The following is a 23,525-nucleotide window of genomic DNA, read 5'->3' as shown; positions in this document are numbered from 1 at the left end:
CTCCGGCCTTTTTCACATCAAGACGCGCCGCAGGTCGGCATCGGCAAACGGTTTCTTGAACGTCGCGGCCTGTAGCCCGTTCGCGCCTGCTCGGATTTCGCGGGTGGACATGATGATGAGGCGGCTTTCTGGGTTTCGGGCCTGCGCGGCGCTGAGGATATCCCACCCTGAATTCCCGCTATCGAGGTTCAAGTCACTGATAACGAGCGCAAAATCTTCGGCGTCCAGCATCGCGAGCCCTTCGGCAAAAGTCTGCGCGCGGCGCACGGTGTAGCCCGCCTTCTCGGCGCTCTGCGCGACGGACGCCAGATAGGCAGGGTCATCGTCGATGACGAGCGCGGTGCCGGTGGTCATGGGCTGTGGTCCGGCGACCGCCTCGACCGGCGGGAAGGTCATCGTGATGACGGTGCCATGCGCGGCGGCGCTCGTGTCCGAGGTGATCGTCATATCGCCGCCCGACTGGTGCACGAACCCGTCCACCATCGACAGCCCGAGGCCCGTCCCTTGCCCGTCAGCGCGCGCCGTATAGAACGGCTCGGTCGCTTGGCGGAGCGTTTCCGGCGTCATTCCGCGCCCGTTATCCGCGATGGTCACGGTCGTGCCATCGCCCGCCGCAACGGTGATCTCGATCCGCCCCGCCCCGTCAATCGCCTGCCCCGCGTTGACACAAAGGTTCAGGATCGCGCTTTCGAGCTGCCCCGGATCGATGAGGCTGAGCGATGGTGCCTCGGGGACGGTTATCGCGATCTCCACCGTGCTCGGGACGGCGATTTCCAGCAGATCGGCCATGCCTTCGACCAGTTCGCCGATGTCCGTCACCTGTGGCGCGAGGTGCTGTTTGCGGGCAAAAGCGAGCAGCCGTTCGGTCAGTGAAACGCCGAGATCCAGCGCAGACCCGATCCGCTGGCGCAGGGCGCGGGCTCGGTCGGCGTCGGCTTTTTCCATCAGGTGCAGGTTGCCGGAAATGCTCGACAAGATGTTGCCGAAGTCATGTGCGATCTCGCCCGACACCTTACCGAGCGCCTCGACTCGGCGGATTTCTTCGAGCCGCGCTTCGACCTTTTTGCGCTCGGTCGTTTCGGACACCAGCCAGACGGTGCCGCCGCTCGGCAGGGGCGATTGCCGCATCTCGACAATGTTGCCGTCGGGGTCGGCGTATTCTTCGAAATCCACCTCGCGGGCGGTGGGTTGGCGGGAGAAACGGGACCGCGCAATCAGTTCTTCCATCTGGTTGGGGCCGCTCGTGGTGTCAGGCGGCAGGCGAAGGAGTTTGCGCAGATTGGCGTTCTCCGCCTCGATCAGTCCGTTCGCCGAGGCCACGGCAACACCGTCCCTGATGTTGTTGAAAACACGGGAAAAGAGCGCGTTCTGGTGCCTGATCTGTCCCGTGCGCCGGTCCAGATTGCGGGCGTTTTCGCGGAACACATCGAACGCCGCATAAAGCTGCCCGATCTCGTCGTCGGAGTTCACCTTGTTCGGCAGGTCCGCCCGCAGGTTTCCGGCGGCAAGCTCGCGCATCTTGCCAGCGATTTCCTGAATGTTCCTCGCGACATAGCGGGAGACGTAGATGGCGGAGCTCACGGCGACCAGAAGACTGGCGAGGATGAAGGCGAAGAACGATTTCTTCGCCAGTTCGAGGTTCCGAGACGTGTCCATCCGCGCTTGGCTGAGGCGTTCCTGAGCGGAAGTGACCTTGGTTTCGGCGTAGGTGCTGATGCGGCTGGTTTCCTGACGGATGCGGAATAGCGCGTTTTCCGCATCAAGATGCGCCGCCAGATCATTGTATTTCAGCACAAAAAGCCCGCCACCGCGCTGCATGGCGTCGTCCAGCTCGGCCAGCGTTGTCTGTTGGTCGGGCGACAGGTCGCCAATCTGTGCGCGTCGCTGGGTAAAAAGACGGCTGAAGTCGCCCAGTTCGATCAGCGCATCGGCACGTGCGGCCCCCAGCGCGTTGATCGCGAGCTGTTGCAGGTCGGCCCATTGCTGGCGATCCTCCAGCGGCAGCGTGTCGTCATTGGCCAGCCTGCGCACGCGGTTGTTGAGGCGTACCATCTCGCGGTCGATCGCTTCCAGTGCGGCCTTGCGTTCGGTCTGGGGTAGCAGCGCGTTCGTCAGATCATCAATCGCCAGCCGCAGCCGCGCAATTGGGAATTCCAGTTCGGGATCACCGACCGATTGCTCTTCGATCCGCTGGAGGTTCTCGCGGATGCTCTGCGCCTCTTTTTCAAGCTGGAACGGGGCAAACAGAGCGAAAAGGAACGGCGCGGAGGTCGCGAGATCGGAGGATTCCTGCGAAAGCGTCAGCGCGGCGGAGACCTCTGTCAGCGTGTCCTGATGGAGCACGTTCATCCACAATTCGGTCCGGTTCAGCACGCGCATCCCGATCAGACTGACCAGCAGCATGAGCGTGAACAGCACCGCGATGGCGGCTGACAGGCGGAAACGGACACTGAGGTTGCGGATGAAATCCATCGTCAACCCGGCGACAGTTGGAACACGTAGCCGCGGGTCCGGCGGGTTTGCAGATGCACGGGTTTGGACGGAACAGGCTCGATTTTGCGGCGCAGGCGCAGGATCAGAACGTCGATGGTGCGGTCCACGTAGCGCTCCATATCCGAGCCAAGTTCTTCGAGCAGTTCGGGCCGCGTGATGACCCGCTCGGGGTTCTTGGCAAAGAACTCGAGCAGACGATACTCGGCGTTGGTCAGCGGGATTTCCTCGTTCTCACCATCCAGTAGCCGCCGGCTTTCGAGGTCCAGTTTCTTCGCGCCGAAGGCAATCGTCTGACCGTTCGTCGCGGGCTTGGCGCTGCTGTGTCCGTAGCGGCGCAGGACGGCACGGATGCGGGCGACAAGCTCGCGCGGATTGAAAGGTTTGATCAGGTAATCGTCCGCACTGGTTTCCAGTCCGATAATACGGTCGATTTCGTTGCCAACGCCCGTCAGCATGACAATCGGGATTTCGTAGCGTTCGCGGATGTGCATCGCGAGCGTCAGACCGGACTCGCCACTCAGCCGCAAATCTATCACCACAAGGTCCACGGGCGGCGGGTCGCCAAGCGCGTGAAAGCTCGGAATGTCGGCACATGTCACGACGCCGAACCCGCTTTCGACCATGAGCGCGGACAGCGTTTCACGGACGTGCGGATCGTCGTCGACGATGGCGATTGTCGGCTCTCCCTTGCCGGCCTGCATGCAACTCTCCTCCTGCTACGTGCTTGGCTTATGTCCGGCCTGAATGGAGGCCGGTCAGAGTTGATAGCGCAGATTTCCGGCCAGTTTAAGCAGAGCAAACCTGTTTGTAACATTGTTAACCCGAAGGCAGTCTGGAGCGGTTTTCGTTAACACACTACGCCTCGCCATCGGGATCGGGGCGCTTTTATCGTGGCCCTACCAACGCAGGTGGCCCACGAGGAACAAGATCGGGTCGCCGCGTCCAAGGGAGGAAATTATATGACCAAATTCATCACCCGTGCCGCGACGGCACTGGGCGCACTCAGCATCAGCGCATTCGCAGCTTCGGCACAGGATTGTGCCAATCAGGGTGCATTAGACACGCTTTATTGCGACGCGAACGGCGACCTTGTGGCCGACACGCCGACCGATCCGGCGCAGCTGAGCGATCCCGACACGCTCGTATTCGCCTACACCCCCGTCGAAGATCCGGCCGTTTACGCCGACATCTGGGAGCCGTTCATCGAGCACCTGTCGGAAACCACCGGCAAGGACGTACAGTTCTTTGCGGTCCAGTCGAACTCTGCCGAGGTCGAGGCCATGCGTTCGGGCCGTCTGCACGTTGCGGGCTTCTCGACCGGTCCGACCCCGTTCGCGGTGAACCTCGCCGGTGCGGTGCCCTTCGCGATCATGGGCGCAGAGGACGGCCAGTTCGGCTACAAGCTGCAAGTCTTCACCCAATCGGACAGCGACATCGAAGAGGTCGCCGACCTCGCTGGTCGCCGCGTGGCGCACACCTCGCCCACTTCGAACTCGGGCAATCAGGCACCGCGCGCACTGTTCCCCGATCTCGGCGTTGTGCCGGACGAGGACTACGAAGTGATCTATTCGGGCTCGCACGACCAGTCGATGCTGGGCGTTGTCGCGGGCGACTACGATGCGGCTCCGGTTGCGTCCGAAGTCGTCGACCGCATGGCGGAACGCGGCCTCTATGATCCGGCGGACGTCCGCATGATCTGGGAGAGCGATCCGTTCCCGACCACCTCGTTCAACCTCGCGCATAACCTCGACCCCGAGCTGGCCGAGAAGATCAAGGAAGCCTTCTTCACCTTTGATTTCGCAGGCACCGCGCTTGGCGACGAATTCGAAGGCGTGAGCAAGTTCATCCCGATCACCTACAAGGATCAGTGGGCGGTTATCCGTCAGATCCAAGCGTCCAACGGCGTCGAGTACACGCCGCAGGGCCTCGCAGGAAACTAAGTTTCTCCCACCATCGGCGTCCGGTCGGTCATTTCGCCGACCGGACAGCTTCACGGCTTCTCCACGTTTCTGCCGGACGCACATTCGGCAGGGGCATGGCCGTGCTATGTCCCAGAGGCACTCATGCTAAAAATCACCAATTTGACAAAGCGTTACGGATCGGGCGACCCCGTTCTGAAAGGGCTGGACCTGACCGTAGAGGGCGACCAGATCACCTCGGTCATCGGATCGTCGGGCGCTGGCAAAAGCACCCTGCTGCGCTGCATCAACCGTCTGGTCGAGCCGACTTCGGGGTCGATCAATCTCAACGGGACCGAATTCACGACCCTGAAACGCAGCGAATTGCGCGCTGCCCGCCGCCGTATCGGCATGGTGTTTCAGGGCTTTAACCTTATCGACCGTCTGACCGTGATGGAAAACGTCCAGTCGGGCCGTCTGGGCTACATTCCGCCCTGGCCCGCGCTGACCCGCCGCTACCCCAAGGACGACATCCGCCGCGCTTACGAACTGATGGAGCGTGTCGGCATCGCCCACTACGCGGACAAGCGTGCGGACGAGCTGTCGGGCGGTGAACGCCAGCGTGTCGGCGTGGTGCGTGCGCTGATGCAGCGCCCCGAGATCCTGCTGGCCGACGAGCCGACCGCGTCGCTCGACCCCAAGACTTCCGAACAAATCATGTCGCTGCTGCGCGATCTGGCGAGCGAACTGAAACTGCCCGTCATCATCAACATCCACAACGTGACCGAGGCCAAGGAATACTCCGACCGCATCGTCGGGATGCGCTATGGCCGCATCATTTTCGATGACAAGCCCGCGCAGCTCACCAAGACCGAGATGGACGAAATCTACGCCGGCGTCCCCGCACAGGACCGCGCCGCCGTCGGAGCCGCCGCATGAGCACGCAGCCCGACACTTGGCGCAAGCCGCCGTTCATCGCGAACCCTGTTTTGCGGTACGGCCTCTATATCGTGACGGCGGTTTACGTGGTCTTCACCCTCGCCACGCTGCCTATTGACTGGGACCGCGTTTCGGACGGCATGACCCGTGCGCAGCGCATTTTCAGCGGTGCGTTTCCGCCGAACTTCGACCGTGCAGGGCTGCTGTTCGACGGCTTCATGGAGAGCCTGAAGATCGCCATCCTCGCCACCGTCGGCGGCATCGCGCTGTCCGTGCCGCTGGCGTTCATGGCGGCGAGCAATATCGCGGTGAAGCCGGTCTATATCCTCGGCCGCGCGATCATCATCATCGCCCGTAGTTTCCACCCCGTGATCGTCGCAATCATCTTCGTCAAAGCCGTCGGCTTCGGCCCCTTCGCGGGTGCACTGACGCTGGTCGTCTATTCGGTCGGTTTCGTCGCCAAGCTACTGGCCGAACGGATCGAGGAGATCGACTTCGGTCAGGTCGAGGCGATGCGTGCGGCCGGTGCTGCCTTCATTCCGACGCTGGTTTACGCAATCATCCCGCAGATCATGCCGCGCCTCGTCGGTCTGGGCATCTATCAGCTCGACAGTAACCTGCGCGCCTCTGCCGTGGTCGGCATCGTCGGTGCGGGCGGGATCGGCGCGACGCTGGCGAATGCCTTTGGCCGCTACGACTATGATTTCGCGCTGGCCATCACCATCGTCATCGTCGGCGTCATCCTCATCTCCGAAGCCGTCAGCGGCGTTGTCAGAAAGCGGATCGCATAATGAATACCTCAGTTCATAGCCAACTGGACCAGTGGTCCCGCTTCACCCCAAAACAGCGCCTAATCCGGTACGGAGGCTTCGCCCTCACCGCGCTGATCGTTGCTTGGGCGCTCAGCTCGATCGACGTCATCTGGGCGTGGGTCTGGGATGCGCCGTCGCAGATGGGCGACCTCTTTGGCCGCATGATGCCGCCCGATCCGCAGAACCTGCCGTCGATCCTCGAAGCGATCTGGCAAACGGTGAACATCGCCACGCTCGCCACCCTGATCGCGGTCGTCGTATCGCTGCCGGTCGCCTATATCGCCGCGCAGAACACCACCCCGAACAAGTTCTTCCTCTGGGTAGGCCGCTTCATCCTCGTGTCGTCGCGCTCGGTGAATACGATCATCTGGGCGCTGCTGTTCGTTGCGATTTTCGGCCCCGGTATCGTTGCGGGTATCGTCGCGATCATGTTCCGCTCCATCGGCTTCTTGGGCAAACTGCTCGGCGAAGCGATCGAGGAGATCGACCGCAAGCCCGTCGAAGCGCTCGAAGCCTGCGGAGCCTCGCGGTTCAAGATCGTGCTCTACGCCATCGTGCCGCAAGTGATGCCGACGTTCTTTGCCGTGGCGATCCTGCGGTGGGACATCAACCTGCGCGAATCCACGGTGCTCGGCCTTGTGGGTGCGGGGGGCATCGGGATGATCCTTCAGGGCGCGATCGACACGTTCAACTGGCCCGAGGTGTCGATGGTGCTGCTGACCATTCTGGCCCTTGTGATCTTGGGCGAAGTCGTGTCGTCTTACCTTCGCAAAAAGATACTTTAACGGATCGGCGGGAGGGCTATCTGCTCTCCCGCCGAAACCATGACCAGACCGAGTTTTATGAATACCGAACAGGCCTTTGCGCAGTACGAAAACGTCCGCGCCAGTTTCCCCTCTGCCAGCTTTCCCGCAGCGTCCAAAACGGGCCGCGATTTGTCGGACACGGTGGATGATTTCGACGCCTATATCCTCGATGCTTTCGGTGTTCTGAACCGCGGCGAGACGCCGATCGAAGGCGCGGTAGAGCGGATTGCGGAACTGCGGGCCAAAGGCAAGCGGCTCGTCGTGCTGACCAACGCTGCCAGCTACACCCGCGAAAAGGTGCTGGCGAAATACCACCGTCTGGGCTTTGATTTCACTGCTGATGAAGTCGTCTCCAGCCGCGACGTCGCCTTTGCCGCGCTGCCTGCCGGCAATTGGGCCGCCGCCGCGACCGAGGCTGACGATTTCAGCGATGCGCCCGAGGGTGTCCGCTTGGGGCAGTTGCTGGATGACCCGTCACTTTATGACACAGCGGGCGGGTTCATTCTGCTGTCGTCAGAACGGTGGCAAGAGGCCGACACCGAGCGCCTGATTGCCGCGCTCAAGGACCATCCCCGCCCGCTGGTCGTCGCCAACCCCGACCTCGTCGCGCCGCGCGAACATGACCTGTCGATTGAACCCGGCACCTTCGCGCATCGCATCGCGGCAGAGACCGGCGTGACGCCCGATTTCTATGGAAAGCCCTTCGGCAATGCATTCGGCACCGCCCTCGCCCGCTTGAACGGCATCGACCGCAGCCGCATCGCGATGGTCGGCGACACGCTCCACACAGACGTTCTGGGCGGCGCTGCGGCGGGCATCGGTTCGATCCTGATCACCGACCATGGGCTGTTCAGCGGCCAAGACGTGACCCCGTTCATCGAAGCCAGCGGCATCCGCCCCAGCTGGATCGTCAGCACGACTTAATCGAGCATACGACCCGCGATATCGTCGTGCCCTGCGGCGCGGAGGCCCTCCGCCGCGCCTTCACGGTCGCGCAAGTCCTTGTTCTGGTTCAGTTTCCGCTTGGCAAGAACGCGGGTCGGCTCGAAGCGGAACGCGACGATATTTTCTAGCATCTGCTCCATATAGTCGGCAGGCGCGTCGGCCATTTTCCACGCTTGATCGCCGTTCACCTTGCGCTCGTGATGGCGGGTGAGCAGACCGACGGCGGCGCGTTTGGACTGGGTGTCGTGCTGGAATTCCATCCGGCCGTAGACGTGCGCGACCTCGTAATTCCACGTCGGCACCTGTTTGTGGTGCTCGTGCTTGGAGGGGTAATAGTTCGGCGAAACGTAAGCGTCGCTCCGCTTGAAAATCGCCAGAACCTCCTGATCGCCGACCAGTTTGTGCATGACGTTCGCCAGCGCGACGTGTCCGATGAAATGACCCGCAGGCGCGCGGAGCAGCGGAATGTGGTTCGCGATCAGCCCCTCGTCCGTCTGCACGACAATCGCGGCAAGCGGCGCGGCCTCGACCAGTTCGGCAATCGCCTCGTGGCGGGGCTCTTCGAAATGTTTGGGGAGGGACATGCGGCCCGCTCCGGTCTGACGCTATGGCGCGACATTCATCGAAGCGGGCGGCAGTTTCAACCGGCGTTATGCGCGCGATTCAAAGTAGTTCAGCGGGATCTTCAGATACGAACGGTCATCGGCCTCGGGCTCTGGCAGCCGGCCACCTCGGATGTTGATCTGGAGCGCGGCGAGCATCCGTTCGGGCAGGCCTAGCGTGGCGTCGCGCGCGTCGCGCACCTCGCGGTATTCCGCTTCGGACGGGTTGTCCTTGAAGTGCTTGTTCTGCGCCTTGTGCTCCGCCACCGTCGCCTCGCACTGCTCCTCGCGGCCATCGGGTGCGTAGTCGTGACCGATGAAGAGCCGCGTGTTTTCAGGCAGAGCAAAGATGCGCTGGATGGTGTGGTAAAGCGCGGCGCTGCTGCCACCGGGGAAATCGGCGCGGCTCGACCCGACATCGGGCATCATCAACGTGTCATGCACAAAGGCCGCGTTCCCGCAAACGTAGGTGACCGAGGCCAGCGTGTGACCGGGCGAGAACATGACCTTCACAGGCAGATTGCCCACCATAAACTGGTCGCCATCGGCAAACAGACGGTCCCACTGCGAGCCATCGGTTGGGAAATCGGGGAGGTGATAGATCTCTTTCCAGAGGGCTTGAACTTTGCGCACTTTCTCTCCGATCCCGCGCGGGGCGTTCAGGATATCCGCCAGATACGGCGCGGCAGAGAAGTGGTCGGCGTGAGGGTGCGTGTCGAGGATCCATTCCACCTCGATCCGCTCGGCGCGAATATATTCGAGGATACGGTGCGCATTCGAGAACCCCGTCGCAGCGGCGAGCGGGTCGAAATCCAGCACCGGATCGACAATCGCGCCCTTCATCGTTTCAGGGTCGTGGAAGACATACTGCCAGCTTCCGGTCGGTTTATCCCAAAATGGTTGGACGATCGGGTTGGTCATAATCACTCCTGACATTTCAAAATTCACATGCTTGAACGTGAATGTATGTCGGGTTCTCCGTTTGGAAAGGCCGCGACCCATTTGCCGCACGGGATTTGCACGAAATTCCGTTGTTCACGTGCAACTTCCTAGATATGTCCCTGCGCATGGCCAGACGTCCGAAATCCAGCCTCGATACGCTTGTCGCGCCGGTCGCGCCGCTGCTGAAACAAGCGGCAGGATTGGCCGTTGTGGGCAACCTTTTGTGGATCGCGCAGGGCTATGTCATCGCGCGGACCATCGCTGGTTTGCTGGACGCCGAGCTCGCTGGCATCGCCCCCCTCACCGCCGCTATTCTGTTCGCCGTTCTGGGCCTGATCCGCGCTGGCCTCAGCTACGTCGGAGAGGGCCGCGCGTTCGAGGCCGCCGACCGCCTGACCCGCAATCTACGCACCAAGCTCGTGACCCGCGAGGCACAGGCGATCACCCTCGATTACGGCGCTGCGGGCAGTATTGCTGCGCTTTCGGGCGAGAAACTGGACATCCTCCAGCCCTATCTGACGCGGTTCTTTCCCGCCCGTGCACGCACGATGGTGGTGCCGATCGTGATCCTCGCGATCGCGTTTTATTACAGCTGGGTCGTCGGTCTGATTTTCCTGATCACCGGTCCGCTGATCCCTGTGTTTATGGCGCTTGTCGGCAAGGCGGCGCAGTCCGCGAGTGAAAAACAGCTGGATGAAGTCGCGTCGATGAACGACCTGCTTTACGACCGCCTGAACGCGCTGCTCGATATGCGTCTTCTGAATGCCGGAGAGCGGATGCAGGCCGACTTTGCCACCCGCGCCGACAGCCTGCGCACGCGGACAATGGCGGTGCTGCGCATCGCGTTCCTGTCGTCCACGCTGCTTGAACTTTTCTCCGCTATCGGCATCGCGACGATCGCTGTGTTCCTTGGATTTTCGCTGCTGGGAGAGATCAGTTTCGGCGCCACCGGCGATCCTGTGACCCCGTTCGAGGTCATCTTCCTGCTGCTCCTCGCGCCCGAATTCTACCAACCGCTCCGCGATATGTCGGCTGCGTGGCACGACCGCGCATCCGCCGCTGCATTGGCCAAGGATTTCGCGAAATGGGACGCGGCAGAGGTGCAGCCGATCCTCGGTCAGGGTTCCACGCCGCTGGCTGGCGCCATGTCCCTCGCTTTGTCGAACGTCACGATCAATCGCGGCGAAACCCGCATTTCCTACCCCGATTTCGGGCTGACGGCGGGGCAATCGGTGGCGCTCGTCGGGCCGTCGGGCGTGGGGAAATCCACGCTGCTCGCTGCTGTTGCCGGCCTTTTGGAGCCGTCGGACGGGCGGATCACGGTGCACGGGCTGCGGCTTGGTGATGACACGGCGAAGGCTTGGCGCGAACGGCTCGGCTGGATGCCCCAGCGCCCGCATTTCCTCGGCGAAACGCTCCGCCGCAACGTGGCATTTTCGGACGACGACATCACAGAGGCGCTGCGCACTGCGGGCGTGCTGGAGGTCGTCGCGGCCCTGCCCGAAGGCGACGCGACCGTGCTGGGCGAAACCGGCGGCGGCCTGTCGGGCGGCGAGGCGCGGCGGATCACGCTGGCCCGCGCCATCCACGCACGCCCTGCCCTGCTGCTCGCCGACGAGCCGACCGCCGACCTCGATGCGGAAACGGCGAAGATCGTGACCGACGGCCTGCTGGCGCTGCAATCGCGCGGCACGGCGCTGCTGATCGCGACGCACGACGAAACATTGGCGGCCCGCATGGACCGCGTGATCCGGTTGGAGGCCGCATGACCGCGCTCCTCCGCATCTTTGCCCTGATGATGAAACGTCAGCGCCGGTCGATGATCGTCGGGGCCGTGCTGGCGCTGGCCGTGCTGCTTGCTGGCATCGGTCTTCTGAGCCTGTCGGGCTGGTTCATCACCGCTGCCGCTGCGGCTGGCATGGCGGGCATCGGGATTGCATTCAACGTCTTCGGCCCCTCGGCGGGTGTGCGGATACTGGCGCTGGGGCGCACGGCGGCGCGGTATGGCGAACGTCTGGCGAGCCATGATGCAACGCTGCGCGTGATCGCCACGCTGCGGGTCGAACTGCTGGGGCGTCTGATCCTCGCGCCCTTCCGCGAACAACAAAAGCTGCGCGGGGCGCAGGCGCTGAACCAACTGACCTCGGACGTCGAGGCGCTGGACGGCATTCCGCTGCGGCTCGTACTGCCTGTCGGGGCGGGGACGCTGGCGCTGCTCGTCGCGTTCTTTGCGCTCTGGGGGCTGGTCAATTTCACCGTCGCGCTGATCGTCGCGGGCGGGCTTCTGGTGGGTGCGGCTGTCATCTCGGCCATCGCGTTGCGGGTCGCAGCCGCGCATTCGGCCCGCGAGGAAGAGCAGGCCCAAGCGATCCGTTCGGGTATCGTCGACATGATCCGCGCGCGCATTGATCTGGTGGTCTACGGCCAGATGAAAGCGCAGACCGAAGCGCTGTCCGGCCTGATCCGCGACCGCCATGCAACGCGCCGCAAACTGGACCGGATCGAGCGGCGGACGGGCTTTGCATTGGCCGCTTTGTCGGCGCTGGTGACGGCAGGAGCGATCTGGGCGGGCGCAACTTTCGCCGCCGGAGAGATGTCCACCGCGACCGCCGCGCTCGGCATTTTCGCCGCTCTCGCGCTGTTCGAAACCGTCGCGCCGCTGCGCCGCACGGTGGCGGAGCTTGGCAGGATGCGCCTCGCCGCGCGCCGCATCGACGCCCGCTTGCAAACGCCGGAGCCGGAGGCGAAGCCCCTCCCCGCCCAATCCGCGCCATCGGTCGAGACGCCGCTTTTCTCGGCAAAACCCGGTTTGATGACAGCTGTCATCGGCCCCTCGGGTGCGGGGAAATCGACGCTCCTCCAGCAGATCGCGGGGCTGCTGCCTTCGGACGACATTATGGTGAACGGCGCGCCCGTTGCCTCCTACTCCGAACACGACCTGCGCGAGATCGTGACCTTCGTTCCGCAGCGCACCGCGCTGATCGACGGCACGCTGAGGGACAACCTGCTGCTGGCCGCGCCCGATGCCTCAGACGCCGATCTAACCGCGGTTCTGGAGGCGATGGACCTCGCGTCCGTCACCGCCGACCGTGGCGGGCTCGACATGAAAACCGGCATCGGCGGAGAGGCTTTGTCGGGTGGCCAAATGCGCCGCGTCGCGTTGGCGCGGGCTCTGTTGCGGCATCCTCAGGTCCTGTTGCTCGACGAGCCGACAGAAGGGCTGGATACGCCTACAGCGTTGAAAGTTCTGAGCAATATTCGGGCAATTTTGCCGAAGGCAGTCATCATCACCGCGTCTCATCGCAAAGTAGAGACCGATTTCGCGGACTGCATCATCTCGCTGCGTTGAGGCGGGCTGCTTCTCGCCGCCGGCATTTTCGGTTGGAGCGAGCAGATAACAACCTAGAACTCGGCCCATCAAACCGCTAGCTTCTGCGCAAACGCATAAGGAATACCCCGATGACCGCAGCTGTTCTCCACCCGATCCAGACCTCCGCCAGTGCGCGTATCGGCGGTTTGCGGGATGTGTCGTTTGACGGGAAAATCTCGGGCGATGCGAATTTGCATGGCCCCCTGTTCTGCGATCTGGACTCGCAGCAAGGCACGGTCGATTTGTCGTTCAATTCCGGTCATGGCGAGATCGCATCGCTGAATGCGAAAGTGTCCGGCAGCCCGCGTTGGGTGGTGCTGCGGTTGGAACTGGGTCACGCGCAACTGGCCAAGGGCGATGTGCTCGGCGTGTCGTTGCGCGGCTCGTCGAAAACCGGCGCGACGCTTCAGCCGCACCTGCGTATGGTGCGCGGCGAGATGCGCGACACCCGCTTCAAGGACGCGATCCGCCTGACGCCGGAGACTACGACGCACGTTGCGATGCACACGATCCTCGGCGGTGACCGGGCCTATGGCGAGCCGGGTCACGCGGCGCTTGTGTTCGGGATGCCGAAGGCCGATTTCCACATCCAGATCGACGACCTCCAGTTCTTTGTCGTCGGCGCGGCGCATGGTCTGCGGACCGATCTGCCGAGCCTCGTTTCCTTTGCCGTTTAACTTTCGCAATTAAATTCGTTCAGGTTGAATTTACTTTCGGACATCCGTCCGAAGTGGTTGAATGAAACGCGAAGGGAAGACCGCGCACCGAATGCCGAAACTGACTTGCATCACCACCGTCTATAACGACGGGCCATTGCTGTTTACGGCAATCAATTCGGTATTGGGGCAGAGCTTTACCGATTTCGAATATTTGATCGTGAATGACGGGTCGGATGCGGAAACAACACAGCTTCTTTCGCAAATCGACGATCCGCGCGTGCGGATTATCTGGCAATCGAATGACGGGCTGTCCTCCGCCCGCAATACTGCGTTGCGGCACGCGAAGGGCGAATACGTGACGTTTCTCGATGCCGACGACAGCCGTCCCGACTGGTCTTTCGCTGCAATTGTCGAATTGCTGCAATTGCACAATCCGGACGTGCTTTTCTGCCGCGGTGTTTTGCAAGGTCAGCGCGGAAATCCGCATCCGTTCTTTGACGATCAGCATTTCGACAAATTGTTCGAAAAAAACGAGAACGGCGTTTTCAACCGCAGTGATGCCAACGCCGAAGAGGTTTGGTCGCTCGCGCAATTGATCGAGCCGCAGTCGGCAAACAAGGTGATCCGCACCGAGCTGTTGCGCTCTTTCGGGATCGGTTTTCCGGACACTCATTTTTTCGAGGACGTGTATTTCCACACGCTCGTACTCGCCGCCGCCGAGAAGATCGCTATCAGCGATTTCCCCGCCTTCACCTACTACAAGCGCTATGCCCGCTCGCAGATCACCTCAACCGCCGGTCTCCGCCGCTATGACGTGATCGCGGTGAGCCGCCTGACGCTTGACCACGCGGCGCGGGTCCGCTGGATGGATGCCCCGCTCTATCGCAGTGCGGTCTTCAGTTCGTGCATGAAACTGATTGAATGGTGCGAGCACAACGTCGGATATCCTTATAAAAAACAGTACCTTGAGGCGGCGACGAGCATGACGCTACTGCTCGACAAAACGTATCGCGAATTCAAGCGCGAGGACTTGCTGGCGCTTGGCGTCCGTGTTCCGGGCGTGAATTACGCACGCGATATGGCGGCGCTGCTATGACTGTCACCGTTTCCTTTGCGGGTTACCGCCCCGAACTGGACGTCCCCCCGTCCGCTCACCTGATCGGCGACAGCCGTTGGCGGGTGAAGGCGATTTACGAACGCTTCCTTACCTCGCAAACCTTGCCGCCAGAGGGCGTGGCGGTCGACATCGGCGCGGGCTTTGGCGCGTTCGCCGTGCCGTTTGCGCTGCGTTATCCGCAGTGGACCGTTTGGTGTTTCGAGCCCGATGCGGACGCCTATCAGGCGCTGCTGAAGAATATTGCGCGCCACAAGCTGACGAACATCATCGCAAAACCGTTTGCGGTCAGGGGCTTGGATGGTGAAACGGGCGAGCAGCTGACTTCTGCCAACGCCGATAGCCGAACAACGCTGACCGCGTTTCGGCGGCACAAGGTCAACGATGGATACCTTGAAGCCTCCGACATCGACGACGAAAACTTCGAGCCCGCGCAGATCATGACGCTGCCCGCGAGCCTGCTGGCAAGCCTACACCCGACGCTTGTCAAAATGACCGCCCCTCAGGCCGAGGCCGGTATTCTACGCGCCCTCGCGCCCGTCATGCCCGACTGGCTCATCGGAGAGGCGTGGTCCGACCTGCCCGCCGCTTTGGCCAACAGCATCGGCAAGGCCGCTTGGGTTCCCATCGCGCAACTTCCCCAGCACGCGCTGCGCAAGCAGGCCGATGTAGCAGGCCGCGCGGATCGGCTCGACGTGATCCTGCCCGCGCGTCAGGCGACCGCCACCCGCCTGCGCACCATCGCAGAGCGCGTCATAGACACCGATATCAACGTTATCGTGGTGAGCGATCATCCCGAAAAACTGTCGGACTTGCTAGACGTTAGCGGCCTGAGCGTTGTCCCCGCCAGCAACGACACCTTCGCCACCGCACTCGGCACGGGCCGCCATCGTTCGGACGCGCGCTATATCGCAATGTTGTCGCCCGATGACCTGCCCGATGACGGTCTGTTTGCCGCCCTCCTGAATCTCGCACGCCTCAGCGCGGCCGAAATCTGCGAGGGCCGCTCCGCCTATGCCGACGCCCTACCCCGCGAATTGCTGATGCCGTCGCTGGTCGAACGGATCGCGAAGCGCATCTCGTTGAAAATCAAGGGCAAAAAGCCCGACCAGCCGCGCGGCGAGCCGACGAAACTGGCCACAAGCCGCGCGCGCCTTTATCGCCGAGATTTCATTGATTCCAACGGGTTATGGCACCCCGAGCACCTCGGCGGTCACGGCGATTTGTGGTTCGACCTGCTGGCCCGCCGCTATTGCACCGAGATCGCGACGCTCGACACGCACGGCCTGCTGCAACAGGACCGCTCGCCCGAAACCGGCACCGCCGCGTTCCGCGCACTTGAGGTCTGCCGCCTCGTCCTGCGCCGCGGGATCGAAGAAGGCTGGCGTGATTTCGGCCCGACGATCAGCCGCTTTGCAGACGTTATCCTGCGCGCTCATGCCGAGCTACCGGAAGCCCTCCGCCACCGATTTATCGAGGGTGCGGCGGAGCTCTGGACCTGCATCGAAAAGTCCATCGGCCGCGATCTGGAGATAAACGAAACGCATTATCTTTCAGGCATGGACGGGTTTGACAGCGTATACGCGGCGCTCAAGGACAGGCTGAAGGACCAAGGTCCGAGCTATGCGTGGGCGTGGCTCGACAGCCCTGTCATGCATTCGCGGATCGTCGAAGCGGAACAAAAATGGGACCGCTTTTCAGGCTCCGGCTTTAGAAATCCAGACCACTGATATCCATTGGCCGTCCCGGACCGGCGAGCCGTTGGGCGACGTCGGTAAACGAACTCCACGGGCTGCCGAGGAAATAACGACCCGTCGTCAGCATCAATAAATCAGCCAGTGCATATTGGATCTGAATAGCGGAACGGTCGTAAAGCGTCCGTTCGACAGTCACAAGTTTATTGCCAAATTCATCGGCAAACGCGGCATATGTCTCAGGTGTATCGGCGGCAAGGAAAATGGAATTAACAGAATTGTTATTTTCTAATTCGCGAATTCTAGAAATAAATTTCTCGCGATTGCTCTGTTGACGCCATTTCTGCAATTCTTCGTGGCGATGCGCAGGCCAATTCTTTGGCGATTCATATTCGAGGTGTTCGAACCCCTGCCCGCCCGCCATACGGATATGAACCGCAATATCGTTCAGCTTTCGAATTGGTTCGATCAGATCGAGAACGGCGCCGGATGGACGCAATGCCCGCAGCTTTTCCTGCTCCAGATCAAATGATAATTTCGGACTGACCAGCGAATAGGCCGAACGGAGATAAACGTCGCGGTCGCGTTCATTTGTATCGTCGGTAAAAACGGGAGCGAGGTGACAAGAATTCTCCTCCGCCTCCATATAGTTGTATTCGACCTCGCAAGACTGACGGATCGCGGTGGCCTCGTCCGTCTCTATCACGATGCCAGAGTAATCGAGCAGATCGCCGATCCGCGCTTCGCAATGCGCATCGGTACGCCAGATGACGACCAGTTCACGGTCCGTTTGCTCCGCCAGAGCCTCAGCCGAGGCGAGCGCGCGCAGACGGTTGCACAGCCCGTGCTGCACATCGATGAACAGGTAGGGGCGGCGCACGAAGTTAGCCGAACAGGCGGCGGAAGAAGCGCAGCGGTTTGGTCACGTACCACGACGTCGAGGCGTGGACATCGCGCAGACGGTTCTCGGCGTCAATGCGGGCGCGATCAACTTCAGCCAGCGACACGGCAAGGACCGCCTCGCGCTGTTTCTTATCGGCTTTGACTTCGTCGAGACGTTGCTTGAGGCTTTTGACCTCGACCTCCAGCAGCTTGGCCTGCGCACGCTGGCGCTCGACCTCGTTTTTAAAGGTCTGGATGCGCTTTTCGCCGTCCGACGCGAGGCTTTCGGCGCTTTGCAGCGCTTCGTTCAGCAGCTGGATGTTTTCCACCAGAAGCTCGCGCTCCTGACCGTATTCGGCCAACCGCGTGCTCGAGAGCTCCATGTTTTCGGTGAGCAAAGGACGCTCGGTCTCCAGTTCTTGCAGACGGGCGATACCCCGCAAAAGCCTTTCGCTCGCTTCAACATCGGTAAGCAGTTCGTGCAGGCGGATCTGCACCGGACCGACGTGCATCGCTTCGAGTTCCTGCGCGATCTGCAACGCCGCCTCGTCGGATTTCAGGATCGCACCGAGGGGGATCAGTTCTTCCGCAGAGAGACGGCCATTTTCGCCCTCGCCTGTCATCTCGACGCCGAGTCGTTCGCTCAGCGCAGCGACCAATCCCTGATCACCCGCAGCAAGCAGGGACGCATCGACGAGCGTCGCGCGGCGGCGGTTCTGGCGGATGGCTTCAAGGACGGCTTTCGCCTCGTCCGTCCACCCCTTCAGCGCATCCTGCGAAGACGTACCCGAAGCGATGGCATCACGCATACGCACAAGCGGCGATTCGAAGGGAATGACGACGGTTGCCGAGCTATTTGCAAAAGCGCCATCGATATCAGACGTATATTCGAATTCACTTTCGGACACGTTTTTCGTGCGAATGTGATCAAATAAGTTATCAGTCCCCAGGATGAAAATGCGGGTAGAACTCGCGTTATTCGGGGAAAGTGTCTGTGTCGTCATCATATTCTCTGCAACCGGATTGATCGTTTCAGACCACAAAATGATCAGTGAAGCAACGTCATAGATGCCGGATACAGTGCCCGTGGGCCATCGCAAGCGTTCCGATAGCGTGCAATAGTCATTGATCAATGACTATCCAGAAATATATATCGTTAGCAATTTGTTAACGATTGGTGTCTAGGCGGAATGCCGCAAGGCGGCAAAGGTGAGTTGCCCTGAAAGCGAGCAGCCTATAAGCGTGTGTAGATGTCTTGAAGAAAGAGTTTCCGCGTTCATTTTGTGCGTAAATCGTAGTCGAAACAGGGTAATAATGTGCTCATCAGCATAGTTATCAGAACACTGAACGAGGCACGCCATCTTGGCGACCTTTTTGAGATGATCGCCAAGCAGGATGTTCGGGGCCATGAGGTCGAAGTGGTTCTGGTCGACTCCGGTTCGACCGACGGCACTGTGGACATCGCGCAGCGCAATGGCGCGAAGATCGTCACTATCACCAAGCAGGAGTTCTCCTTCGGGCGGTCACTGAACCGCGGTTGCGAAGCGGCCAAGGGTGATGCGCTGGTCATGATTTCGGGCCACTGCATTCCGACCGACGAGAACTGGCTGTTCAACCTCTGCGACCCGCTGGACAAAGGCACCGTGTCCTACACCTACGGGCGGCAGATCGGCGACGACGATAGCAACTACTCCGAACGCCGGATTTTCGCGAAGTACTTCCCCGAGACCTCCGCTATTCCGCAGGATGGTTTCTTCTGTAACAACGCCAATTCCGCCGTGTCCCGCGCCGCTTGGGCGGAGTTCCGTTTCGACGAAGAGCTGACCGGCCTCGAAGACATGGAACTGGCCAAGCGCATGGTGATCGCCGGTCACAAGGTCGGCTATGTCGCCGATGCGACCGTGTTCCATCACCATCAGGAAAGCTGGGCGCAAGTCCGCCGCCGGTTCGAACGCGAGGCGATCGCGCTGCAATCCATCATGCCCGAAGTGCAGCTTTCGCGCTTCGACGTGCTCCGTTTCTTTACCGTGAGCACTCTGGGCGATCTGCGGTCAGCGAGCCGCAATGGCATTACCTCGACCGGCAAGACGGACATGATCCGCTACCGCTGGAACCAGTTCGTCGGCTCCTACAAAGGCAACCACGAACACGCTGTTGTATCGCGCCAAGCGAAAGAACGTTTCTTTTATCCAATTGTTTCCAAAAAGGCTGATCAAGATGAATGGCTCAAACCGCTGCGTCGCACTTCTCCCTATGAAAGCCAACAGTCAGAGGGTTAAGGGCAAGAACTTCCGTCCGCTGCACGGCAAGCCGCTCTTCAAATGGATCCTCGACACGCTGCTCGCGATCGAGACCATTGATGAAGTCGTGATCAACACTGACGCGCGTGACATCCTCGCCGAAAACGGCCTTGTCGAAGGTGGCCGCGTGCGTATTCGTGACCGCAAGCCGGAGCTGTGCGGCGATCTGGTATCGATGAACCGCATCCTCGAAGACGACATCGCGGCTGTTCCTGCGGACACCTATCTGATGACGCACACCACAAATCCGATGCTGTCGGAAACCACGATCCGCAACGCGATGATCGCCTACAACAATGGCGTTGCAGCGGGCACTGCGGACTCGCTGTTCACGGTGAACAAGATCCAGACCCGTTTCTACCGCGCCGATGGTAGCCCGGTGAACCACGACCCCGACAACCTGATCCAGACGCAGGATCTGGAGCCGTGGTACGAAGAAAATTCCAACCTCTTTATTTTCACCAAAGACAGCTTCGAGGCGACCGACGCCCGTATCGGTAAAAAGCCGATCCTGTTCGAGATGAACAAGATGGAAGCCGCCGATATCGACACGCCCGAAGACTGGGCGCTGACCGAAGCCATTGCCATGATCCTCCAGAACCAGACGGTAGCCGCACAATGAAAGACGTCCTCGTAACCTGCCCGCCGATGCTCGGCCAATTCGACCTGTTCGTCGACTTCGCCGCAGAAAAGGGCCTGCGTCTGCACCGCGCCAACGTCACCCAGATCATGACCGAGGAAGAGCTGTCCGAACTGCTGCCGAACTATGACGGCTGGATCATCGGTGACGACCCCGCGACCCGCGCCGTGTTCGAAGCCGGCCAGACCGGCCGCCTGAGCGCAGCCGTCAAATGGGGCATCGGCGTCGACAACGTCGACTTCGCAGCCTGTAAGGACCTCGGCATTCCGATCATCAACACCCCGATGATGTTCGGCACCGAAGTCGCCGACGTCGCTACCGGCTTTGTCATCGGCCTCGCGCGCGAGCTCTTCGTCATCGACCGTGGCGTGCGCGCCGGCAACTGGCCCAAGCCCGCCGGCATCAGCCTTGGCGGTCGCCGCGTGGGTGTCGTCGGCCTCGGCGATATCGGTCGCCAGACCGCCACCCGTATGCAGGCGCTCGGCATGAACGTCGTGGCCTACGATCCCGGCGTCGAAGGTGACGCGGGTATCCCCGGCCTCGAACGCGCCGCATGGCCAGAGCAGGTCGAGACCCTCGACTTCCTCGTCTTCACCTGCTCGCTCAACCAGCATAACTTCCACATGCTAAACGCCGATGTGCTGGCGCAGTGCAAAGAAGGCATCCGCATCGTCAACGTGGCCCGCGGCCCGCTGATCGACGAAGCCGCCCTTATCGAGGCCCTGCAGTCCGGCCACGTCCACTCCGCCGCTCTCGACGTGTTCGAGGTCGAACCCCTCCCCGCCGACAGCCCCCTGCGCGCGATGGAGCGCTGCATCTTCGGCTCGCACAACGGCTCCAACACCGTCGACGCCGTCATCCGAGCCAGCCACGAAGCCATCACAAAGCTCGCGAGCTTTCTTTCTTAATTAGGATTACAGGTTGTCAGAGATTTTGAACCGCGCCGAACTTCTTAGCAAATCGCCGGAAGAACTTGAGGTCATTTACGACGAAGCACTGAAAAGACTACCGTCGCGTGCGCCGATTTACCTGCCGACCGAACGTGTTGGTATGGTCGACCGGATCACCGGCGTCGAGCACGTGCGCAAGATCTACAAAGAAGACCTCGACGAAAAGTACAGACCCCGCCTGCGCGAGCTAAGAGAACAGTTTAAAGGCAAAGATCGCTGCTTTCTTATCGGCAACGGTCCGAGCCTGAACCGTACCGATCTGAGTGTTCTGAAAGATGAAGTCACCTTTGCCGTCAACGGCTTCTTTCTGAAGGCACGCGAACTCGATTGGAAGCCGACGTTCTATCTCGTCGAAGATCATCTGGTGGCGGAAGATCGCGCTTATTGGGTCAATGACTTCAAGGGTCCGATCAAGATGTTCCCAGCCTATCTAGGCTATGTCTTCCCGGAATCAGAAGATACGATATTCTACAATCACCGTCCGCGAAAGAGTTACCCGCACGGGTTCGACTTCTCGATGGAAGCTGACAAGATCACCTACACAGGCTGCACCGTCACCTTCTCGATGATGCAGATAGCGGCGTTTCTGGGCTTCAAGGAAATCTACCTTATTGGCGTCGATGCCAGCTACGACATCCCGAAGGACGCTCAGGAAGGCAAAGATTATTCTGTCGGTGTCCTCGACATGAAATCCGACGATCCCAATCATTTCGACCCCAATTACTTCGGCAAGGGTTTCCGGTGGCACGACCCGCAGGTAGAGATGATGGTCGCGGCATACGAGGAAGCACGCCGTACGCTCGAAGGCACACCGCAGACCATTTACAATGCAACGGTGGGCGGAATGCTCGAAGTATTCGAGCGACGCAGTTTCCATGATATCTTCCCGAACGCCAAACTTCCGGATGATGTCGAGAAAGCCAAGGAAAAGCAGAACGCCAAAAAGTACCCGAAGCTGCTCGTTCTTGACATGACGGCTATGGGGAACGGCACGGCAACGGGCGACCTCAAAGCCACGCTTTTCGACGGCTGGAGCAAAGACCGTATCATGCAGGTCGCTAAGGTCGGCGAAAACGGTTTTGGCATAGTGGTTCCAAACGAAGAGAGCGGCTATGACACTACCACCGTCGCCGCCGACGAAGCCAAGTCCGCCATCGAAGAATTTGCGCCCGACATCGTTCTCTACCGTCCGGTCCCGAAAACGCCTGCCCTGCATGAGTTTGCAATGGACGTTATCGGCGCAAGCACAGCGCCGATTGTGACCTGGATCATGGACGATTGGCCGGCTGAGCTTCAGACCAAACCGACTGAGAACTCCGAGGAACTCTGCAATGACTTTGCAGACCTTCTCAATGCCGCGGCACTGAACCTTTCGATTTGCGACAAAATGTCTACGGCGTTCGAAGCCCGGTACGGCGTCAAGTTTCACGCGTTTGCGAATGGTGTGAATCCGGTTCAATGGCCAGCGATGAAACACCATCACGGCCAGCAATTGAAGCTCCGCTATTCGGGCAACCTCGCTGCAAATATGACGCTGGATAGCGTTCTAACCGTCGCGAAAGCAGTCGAAAAACTCGGCCAAGCTGGACACGACATCACGTTTGAAATCAGTACGCAGCCGTGGTGGCATCGCGATAGCGCTCATCTCTTCGCAGATTTGAAGCAGACCACTATCGACACAATTGCACGTGACGCCGAAGCGTATCGCGAATGGCTGGCAGGGGCAGATGCTGTCCTGTTGACATATAATTTCGACGAAGAAACGTTGCGCTACGTCCAATATTCCATGGCCAACAAGATGCCCGAGTGCCTTGCTTCGGGTGCAGCGATCCTTGCCTATGGCCCCAAAGAAGTCGCGACAATTGACTATCTGTCCAAGTCAGGTGGTGCCATTACGGTCGACGAGCAAAGCCCCGCGAAGGTTGAAGAAGCGCTTCTTCGATTGCTCGGTTCGGCGGAACTGCGCAACAGCTTGGGCCAAACAGCCCGCGACGTGGCATTCCGCAACCACAACGTCGTTGATCTGCGCGACAAACTGCGCGAACTGATCGCCGATGCTGCATGGAAAAACGTGCCTTCGGTCGAAGGTCTCAATGTCGAAACGCTGCTGGAGAGCACGCAACCTGACGCGAAAACTCTCCTAACCGTCATGGCGTCGGATCTGTTGCTGTCCCCTGAAAAGGCGTTGAACATCGTTCAGATGCCATCAGCATGGGCCACCAAAATCAAGTCAGCCCAACAGGGCTTGCCGAATGAAAGTTTGGTCGCAAAACACTATCGAGACGCACTCTCCTACGCAAAGTCGCGACAATCGCGGTAGGTCGGAACAGGGCCAAAAAGGCCCAACAGAGTTTACGCGAATACGTCGAATTCGTTGAAATGGATAAACTGAATTAATGAAGAAAAAAGCACTTATCACGGGCGTTACCGGGCAGGACGGCTCTTATCTGGCCGAGTTCCTTTTGGAGAAGGGATACGA

General features: G+C 60.6%; 21 protein-coding genes. 15 read left to right on the top strand and 6 right to left on the bottom strand.

What is annotated here, in order from left to right; all coding sequences use genetic code 11:
• Positions 1–12 precede the first annotated feature (12 nt).
• Positions 13–2,472 carry an ATP-binding protein gene (locus HCZ30_RS14550; protein WP_167639037.1) on the bottom strand — a complete coding sequence of 820 codons (2,460 nt, stop codon included), beginning with the start codon at positions 2,470–2,472 and terminating at the stop codon, positions 13–15.
• 2 nt (positions 2,473–2,474) lie between these two features.
• Positions 2,475–3,194: a response regulator gene (locus HCZ30_RS14545; protein ID WP_167639036.1), complete on the bottom strand. Its 720-nt coding sequence runs from the start codon at positions 3,192–3,194 to the stop codon at positions 2,475–2,477.
• Positions 3,195–3,452: 258 nt separating this feature from the next.
• On the opposite strand from HCZ30_RS14545, the gene phnD reads away from it, so the two are divergent.
• From phnD to HCZ30_RS14520, 5 genes are all read left to right on the top strand, one after another.
• Complete coding sequence (phnD, locus tag HCZ30_RS14540; RefSeq protein ID WP_167639035.1) at positions 3,453–4,433, top strand: phosphate/phosphite/phosphonate ABC transporter substrate-binding protein; 981 nt, start codon at positions 3,453–3,455, stop codon at positions 4,431–4,433.
• Between the two features lie 123 nt (positions 4,434–4,556).
• Complete coding sequence (phnC, locus tag HCZ30_RS14535) at positions 4,557–5,330, top strand: phosphonate ABC transporter ATP-binding protein (RefSeq protein ID WP_167639034.1); 774 nt, start codon at positions 4,557–4,559, stop codon at positions 5,328–5,330.
• Positions 5,327–6,121, top strand: a complete 795-nt coding sequence (gene phnE, locus HCZ30_RS14530; RefSeq protein ID WP_167639033.1) for a phosphonate ABC transporter, permease protein PhnE — start codon at positions 5,327–5,329, stop codon at positions 6,119–6,121. Before phnC ends, phnE (HCZ30_RS14530) begins: the two co-directional genes overlap by 4 nt.
• Positions 6,121–6,927, top strand: coding sequence for a phosphonate ABC transporter, permease protein PhnE (gene phnE, locus HCZ30_RS14525; RefSeq protein ID WP_167639032.1), 807 nt, complete (start codon positions 6,121–6,123; stop codon positions 6,925–6,927). The genes phnE (HCZ30_RS14530) and phnE (HCZ30_RS14525) overlap by 1 nt, the downstream gene beginning before the upstream one ends.
• Before the next feature lie 57 nt (positions 6,928–6,984).
• Complete coding sequence (locus tag HCZ30_RS14520) at positions 6,985–7,872, top strand: HAD-IIA family hydrolase (protein ID WP_246212860.1); 888 nt, start codon at positions 6,985–6,987, stop codon at positions 7,870–7,872.
• On the opposite strand, the gene HCZ30_RS14515 is transcribed toward HCZ30_RS14520, so the two are convergent.
• Both HCZ30_RS14515 and HCZ30_RS14510 read right to left on the bottom strand, forming a co-directional pair.
• Complete coding sequence (locus HCZ30_RS14515) at positions 7,869–8,477, bottom strand: FMN-binding negative transcriptional regulator (RefSeq protein WP_167639030.1); 609 nt, start codon at positions 8,475–8,477, stop codon at positions 7,869–7,871. The genes HCZ30_RS14520 and HCZ30_RS14515 overlap by 4 nt on opposite strands.
• Positions 8,478–8,543: 66 nt before the next feature.
• The gene (locus HCZ30_RS14510) at positions 8,544–9,416 is read right to left on the bottom strand and encodes an MBL fold metallo-hydrolase (RefSeq protein ID WP_167639029.1); all 873 of its coding nucleotides are present in this window, start codon (positions 9,414–9,416) and stop codon (positions 8,544–8,546) included.
• Between the two features lie 146 nt (positions 9,417–9,562).
• Here HCZ30_RS14510 and cydD point away from each other — a divergent pair, with 146 nt between their 5' ends.
• From cydD to HCZ30_RS14485, 5 genes are all read left to right on the top strand, one after another.
• Positions 9,563–11,206 (top strand): thiol reductant ABC exporter subunit CydD, encoded by a 1,644-nt coding sequence (gene cydD, locus HCZ30_RS14505; RefSeq protein WP_167639028.1) that lies wholly within the window; start codon positions 9,563–9,565, stop codon positions 11,204–11,206.
• Positions 11,203–12,786, top strand: a complete 1,584-nt coding sequence (locus tag HCZ30_RS14500; protein WP_167639027.1) for an amino acid ABC transporter ATP-binding/permease protein — start codon at positions 11,203–11,205, stop codon at positions 12,784–12,786. The genes cydD and HCZ30_RS14500 overlap by 4 nt, the downstream gene beginning before the upstream one ends.
• Before the next feature lie 110 nt (positions 12,787–12,896).
• Positions 12,897–13,484, top strand: a complete 588-nt coding sequence (locus tag HCZ30_RS14495) for a hypothetical protein (protein ID WP_167639026.1) — start codon at positions 12,897–12,899, stop codon at positions 13,482–13,484.
• A 91-nt stretch (positions 13,485–13,575) separates the two neighbouring features.
• Entirely contained in the window at positions 13,576–14,562 is a 987-nt protein-coding gene (locus tag HCZ30_RS14490) for a glycosyltransferase family 2 protein (RefSeq protein WP_167639025.1), read from the top strand.
• A complete protein-coding gene (locus HCZ30_RS14485; RefSeq protein ID WP_167639024.1) occupies positions 14,559–16,310 on the top strand; it encodes an FkbM family methyltransferase in 1,752 nt (583 codons plus the stop codon). The genes HCZ30_RS14490 and HCZ30_RS14485 overlap by 4 nt, the downstream gene beginning before the upstream one ends.
• On the opposite strand, the gene HCZ30_RS14480 is transcribed toward HCZ30_RS14485, so the two are convergent.
• Together HCZ30_RS14480 and HCZ30_RS14475 are read right to left on the bottom strand one after the other, a co-directional pair.
• Positions 16,291–17,154, bottom strand: a complete 864-nt coding sequence (locus tag HCZ30_RS14480; protein ID WP_167639023.1) for a hypothetical protein — start codon at positions 17,152–17,154, stop codon at positions 16,291–16,293. The genes HCZ30_RS14485 and HCZ30_RS14480 overlap by 20 nt on opposite strands.
• 4 nt (positions 17,155–17,158) lie before the next feature.
• Positions 17,159–18,064, bottom strand: coding sequence for a hypothetical protein (locus HCZ30_RS14475; RefSeq protein ID WP_167639022.1), 906 nt, complete (start codon positions 18,062–18,064; stop codon positions 17,159–17,161).
• A gap of 408 nt (positions 18,065–18,472) precedes the next feature.
• On the opposite strand from HCZ30_RS14475, the gene HCZ30_RS14470 reads away from it, so the two are divergent.
• From HCZ30_RS14470 to HCZ30_RS14450, 5 genes are all read left to right on the top strand, one after another.
• A complete protein-coding gene (locus HCZ30_RS14470; protein ID WP_167639021.1) occupies positions 18,473–19,435 on the top strand; it encodes a glycosyltransferase in 963 nt (320 codons plus the stop codon).
• Positions 19,410–20,078 carry an acylneuraminate cytidylyltransferase family protein gene (locus HCZ30_RS14465; RefSeq protein ID WP_167639020.1) on the top strand — a complete coding sequence of 223 codons (669 nt, stop codon included), beginning with the start codon at positions 19,410–19,412 and terminating at the stop codon, positions 20,076–20,078. The genes HCZ30_RS14470 and HCZ30_RS14465 overlap by 26 nt, the downstream gene beginning before the upstream one ends.
• Positions 20,075–21,004, top strand: a complete 930-nt coding sequence (locus HCZ30_RS14460; RefSeq protein WP_167639019.1) for a phosphoglycerate dehydrogenase — start codon at positions 20,075–20,077, stop codon at positions 21,002–21,004. Before HCZ30_RS14465 ends, HCZ30_RS14460 begins: the two co-directional genes overlap by 4 nt.
• Before the next feature lie 25 nt (positions 21,005–21,029).
• A complete protein-coding gene (locus HCZ30_RS14455; protein ID WP_167639018.1) occupies positions 21,030–23,366 on the top strand; it encodes a 6-hydroxymethylpterin diphosphokinase MptE-like protein in 2,337 nt (778 codons plus the stop codon).
• A gap of 76 nt (positions 23,367–23,442) precedes the next feature.
• On the top strand, positions 23,443–23,525 hold an 83-nt coding region (locus HCZ30_RS14450), incomplete at its 3' end, for a GDP-mannose 4,6-dehydratase (protein WP_167639110.1).

The sequence above is a fragment of the Marivivens donghaensis genome, assembly GCF_011806565.1.
GTDB lineage: Bacteria > Pseudomonadota > Alphaproteobacteria > Rhodobacterales > Rhodobacteraceae > Marivivens > Marivivens donghaensis_A.
The sequence above is the reverse complement of the archived record's forward strand: the minus strand, read 5'-3'. Positions and strand labels throughout refer to the sequence as shown.

Excerpts from the sequence above, each read along its gene's own strand:
- phnD (WP_167639035.1), top strand. The coding sequence starts at position 3,453 with ATGACCAAATTCATCACCCGTGCCGCGACGGCACTGGGCGCACTCAGC.
- HCZ30_RS14490 (WP_167639025.1), top strand. The coding sequence starts at position 13,576 with ATGCCGAAACTGACTTGCATCACCACCGTCTATAACGACGGGCCATTG.
- HCZ30_RS14500 (WP_167639027.1), top strand. The coding sequence starts at position 11,203 with ATGACCGCGCTCCTCCGCATCTTTGCCCTGATGATGAAACGTCAGCGC.
- HCZ30_RS14545 (WP_167639036.1), bottom strand. The coding sequence starts at position 3,194 with ATGCAGGCCGGCAAGGGAGAGCCGACAATCGCCATCGTCGACGACGAT.
- HCZ30_RS14520 (WP_246212860.1), top strand. The coding sequence starts at position 6,985 with ATGAATACCGAACAGGCCTTTGCGCAGTACGAAAACGTCCGCGCCAGT.
- HCZ30_RS14465 (WP_167639020.1), top strand. The coding sequence starts at position 19,410 with ATGAAAGCCAACAGTCAGAGGGTTAAGGGCAAGAACTTCCGTCCGCTG.
- cydD (WP_167639028.1), top strand. The coding sequence starts at position 9,563 with ATGGCCAGACGTCCGAAATCCAGCCTCGATACGCTTGTCGCGCCGGTC.
- HCZ30_RS14550 (WP_167639037.1), bottom strand. The coding sequence starts at position 2,472 with ATGGATTTCATCCGCAACCTCAGTGTCCGTTTCCGCCTGTCAGCCGCC.
- HCZ30_RS14495 (WP_167639026.1), top strand. The coding sequence starts at position 12,897 with ATGACCGCAGCTGTTCTCCACCCGATCCAGACCTCCGCCAGTGCGCGT.
- HCZ30_RS14515 (WP_167639030.1), bottom strand. The coding sequence starts at position 8,477 with ATGTCCCTCCCCAAACATTTCGAAGAGCCCCGCCACGAGGCGATTGCC.
- HCZ30_RS14485 (WP_167639024.1), top strand. The coding sequence starts at position 14,559 with ATGACTGTCACCGTTTCCTTTGCGGGTTACCGCCCCGAACTGGACGTC.
- HCZ30_RS14510 (WP_167639029.1), bottom strand. The coding sequence starts at position 9,416 with ATGACCAACCCGATCGTCCAACCATTTTGGGATAAACCGACCGGAAGC.
- phnC (WP_167639034.1), top strand. The coding sequence starts at position 4,557 with ATGCTAAAAATCACCAATTTGACAAAGCGTTACGGATCGGGCGACCCC.
- phnE (WP_167639032.1), top strand. The coding sequence starts at position 6,121 with ATGAATACCTCAGTTCATAGCCAACTGGACCAGTGGTCCCGCTTCACC.
- HCZ30_RS14460 (WP_167639019.1), top strand. The coding sequence starts at position 20,075 with ATGAAAGACGTCCTCGTAACCTGCCCGCCGATGCTCGGCCAATTCGAC.
- phnE (WP_167639033.1), top strand. The coding sequence starts at position 5,327 with ATGAGCACGCAGCCCGACACTTGGCGCAAGCCGCCGTTCATCGCGAAC.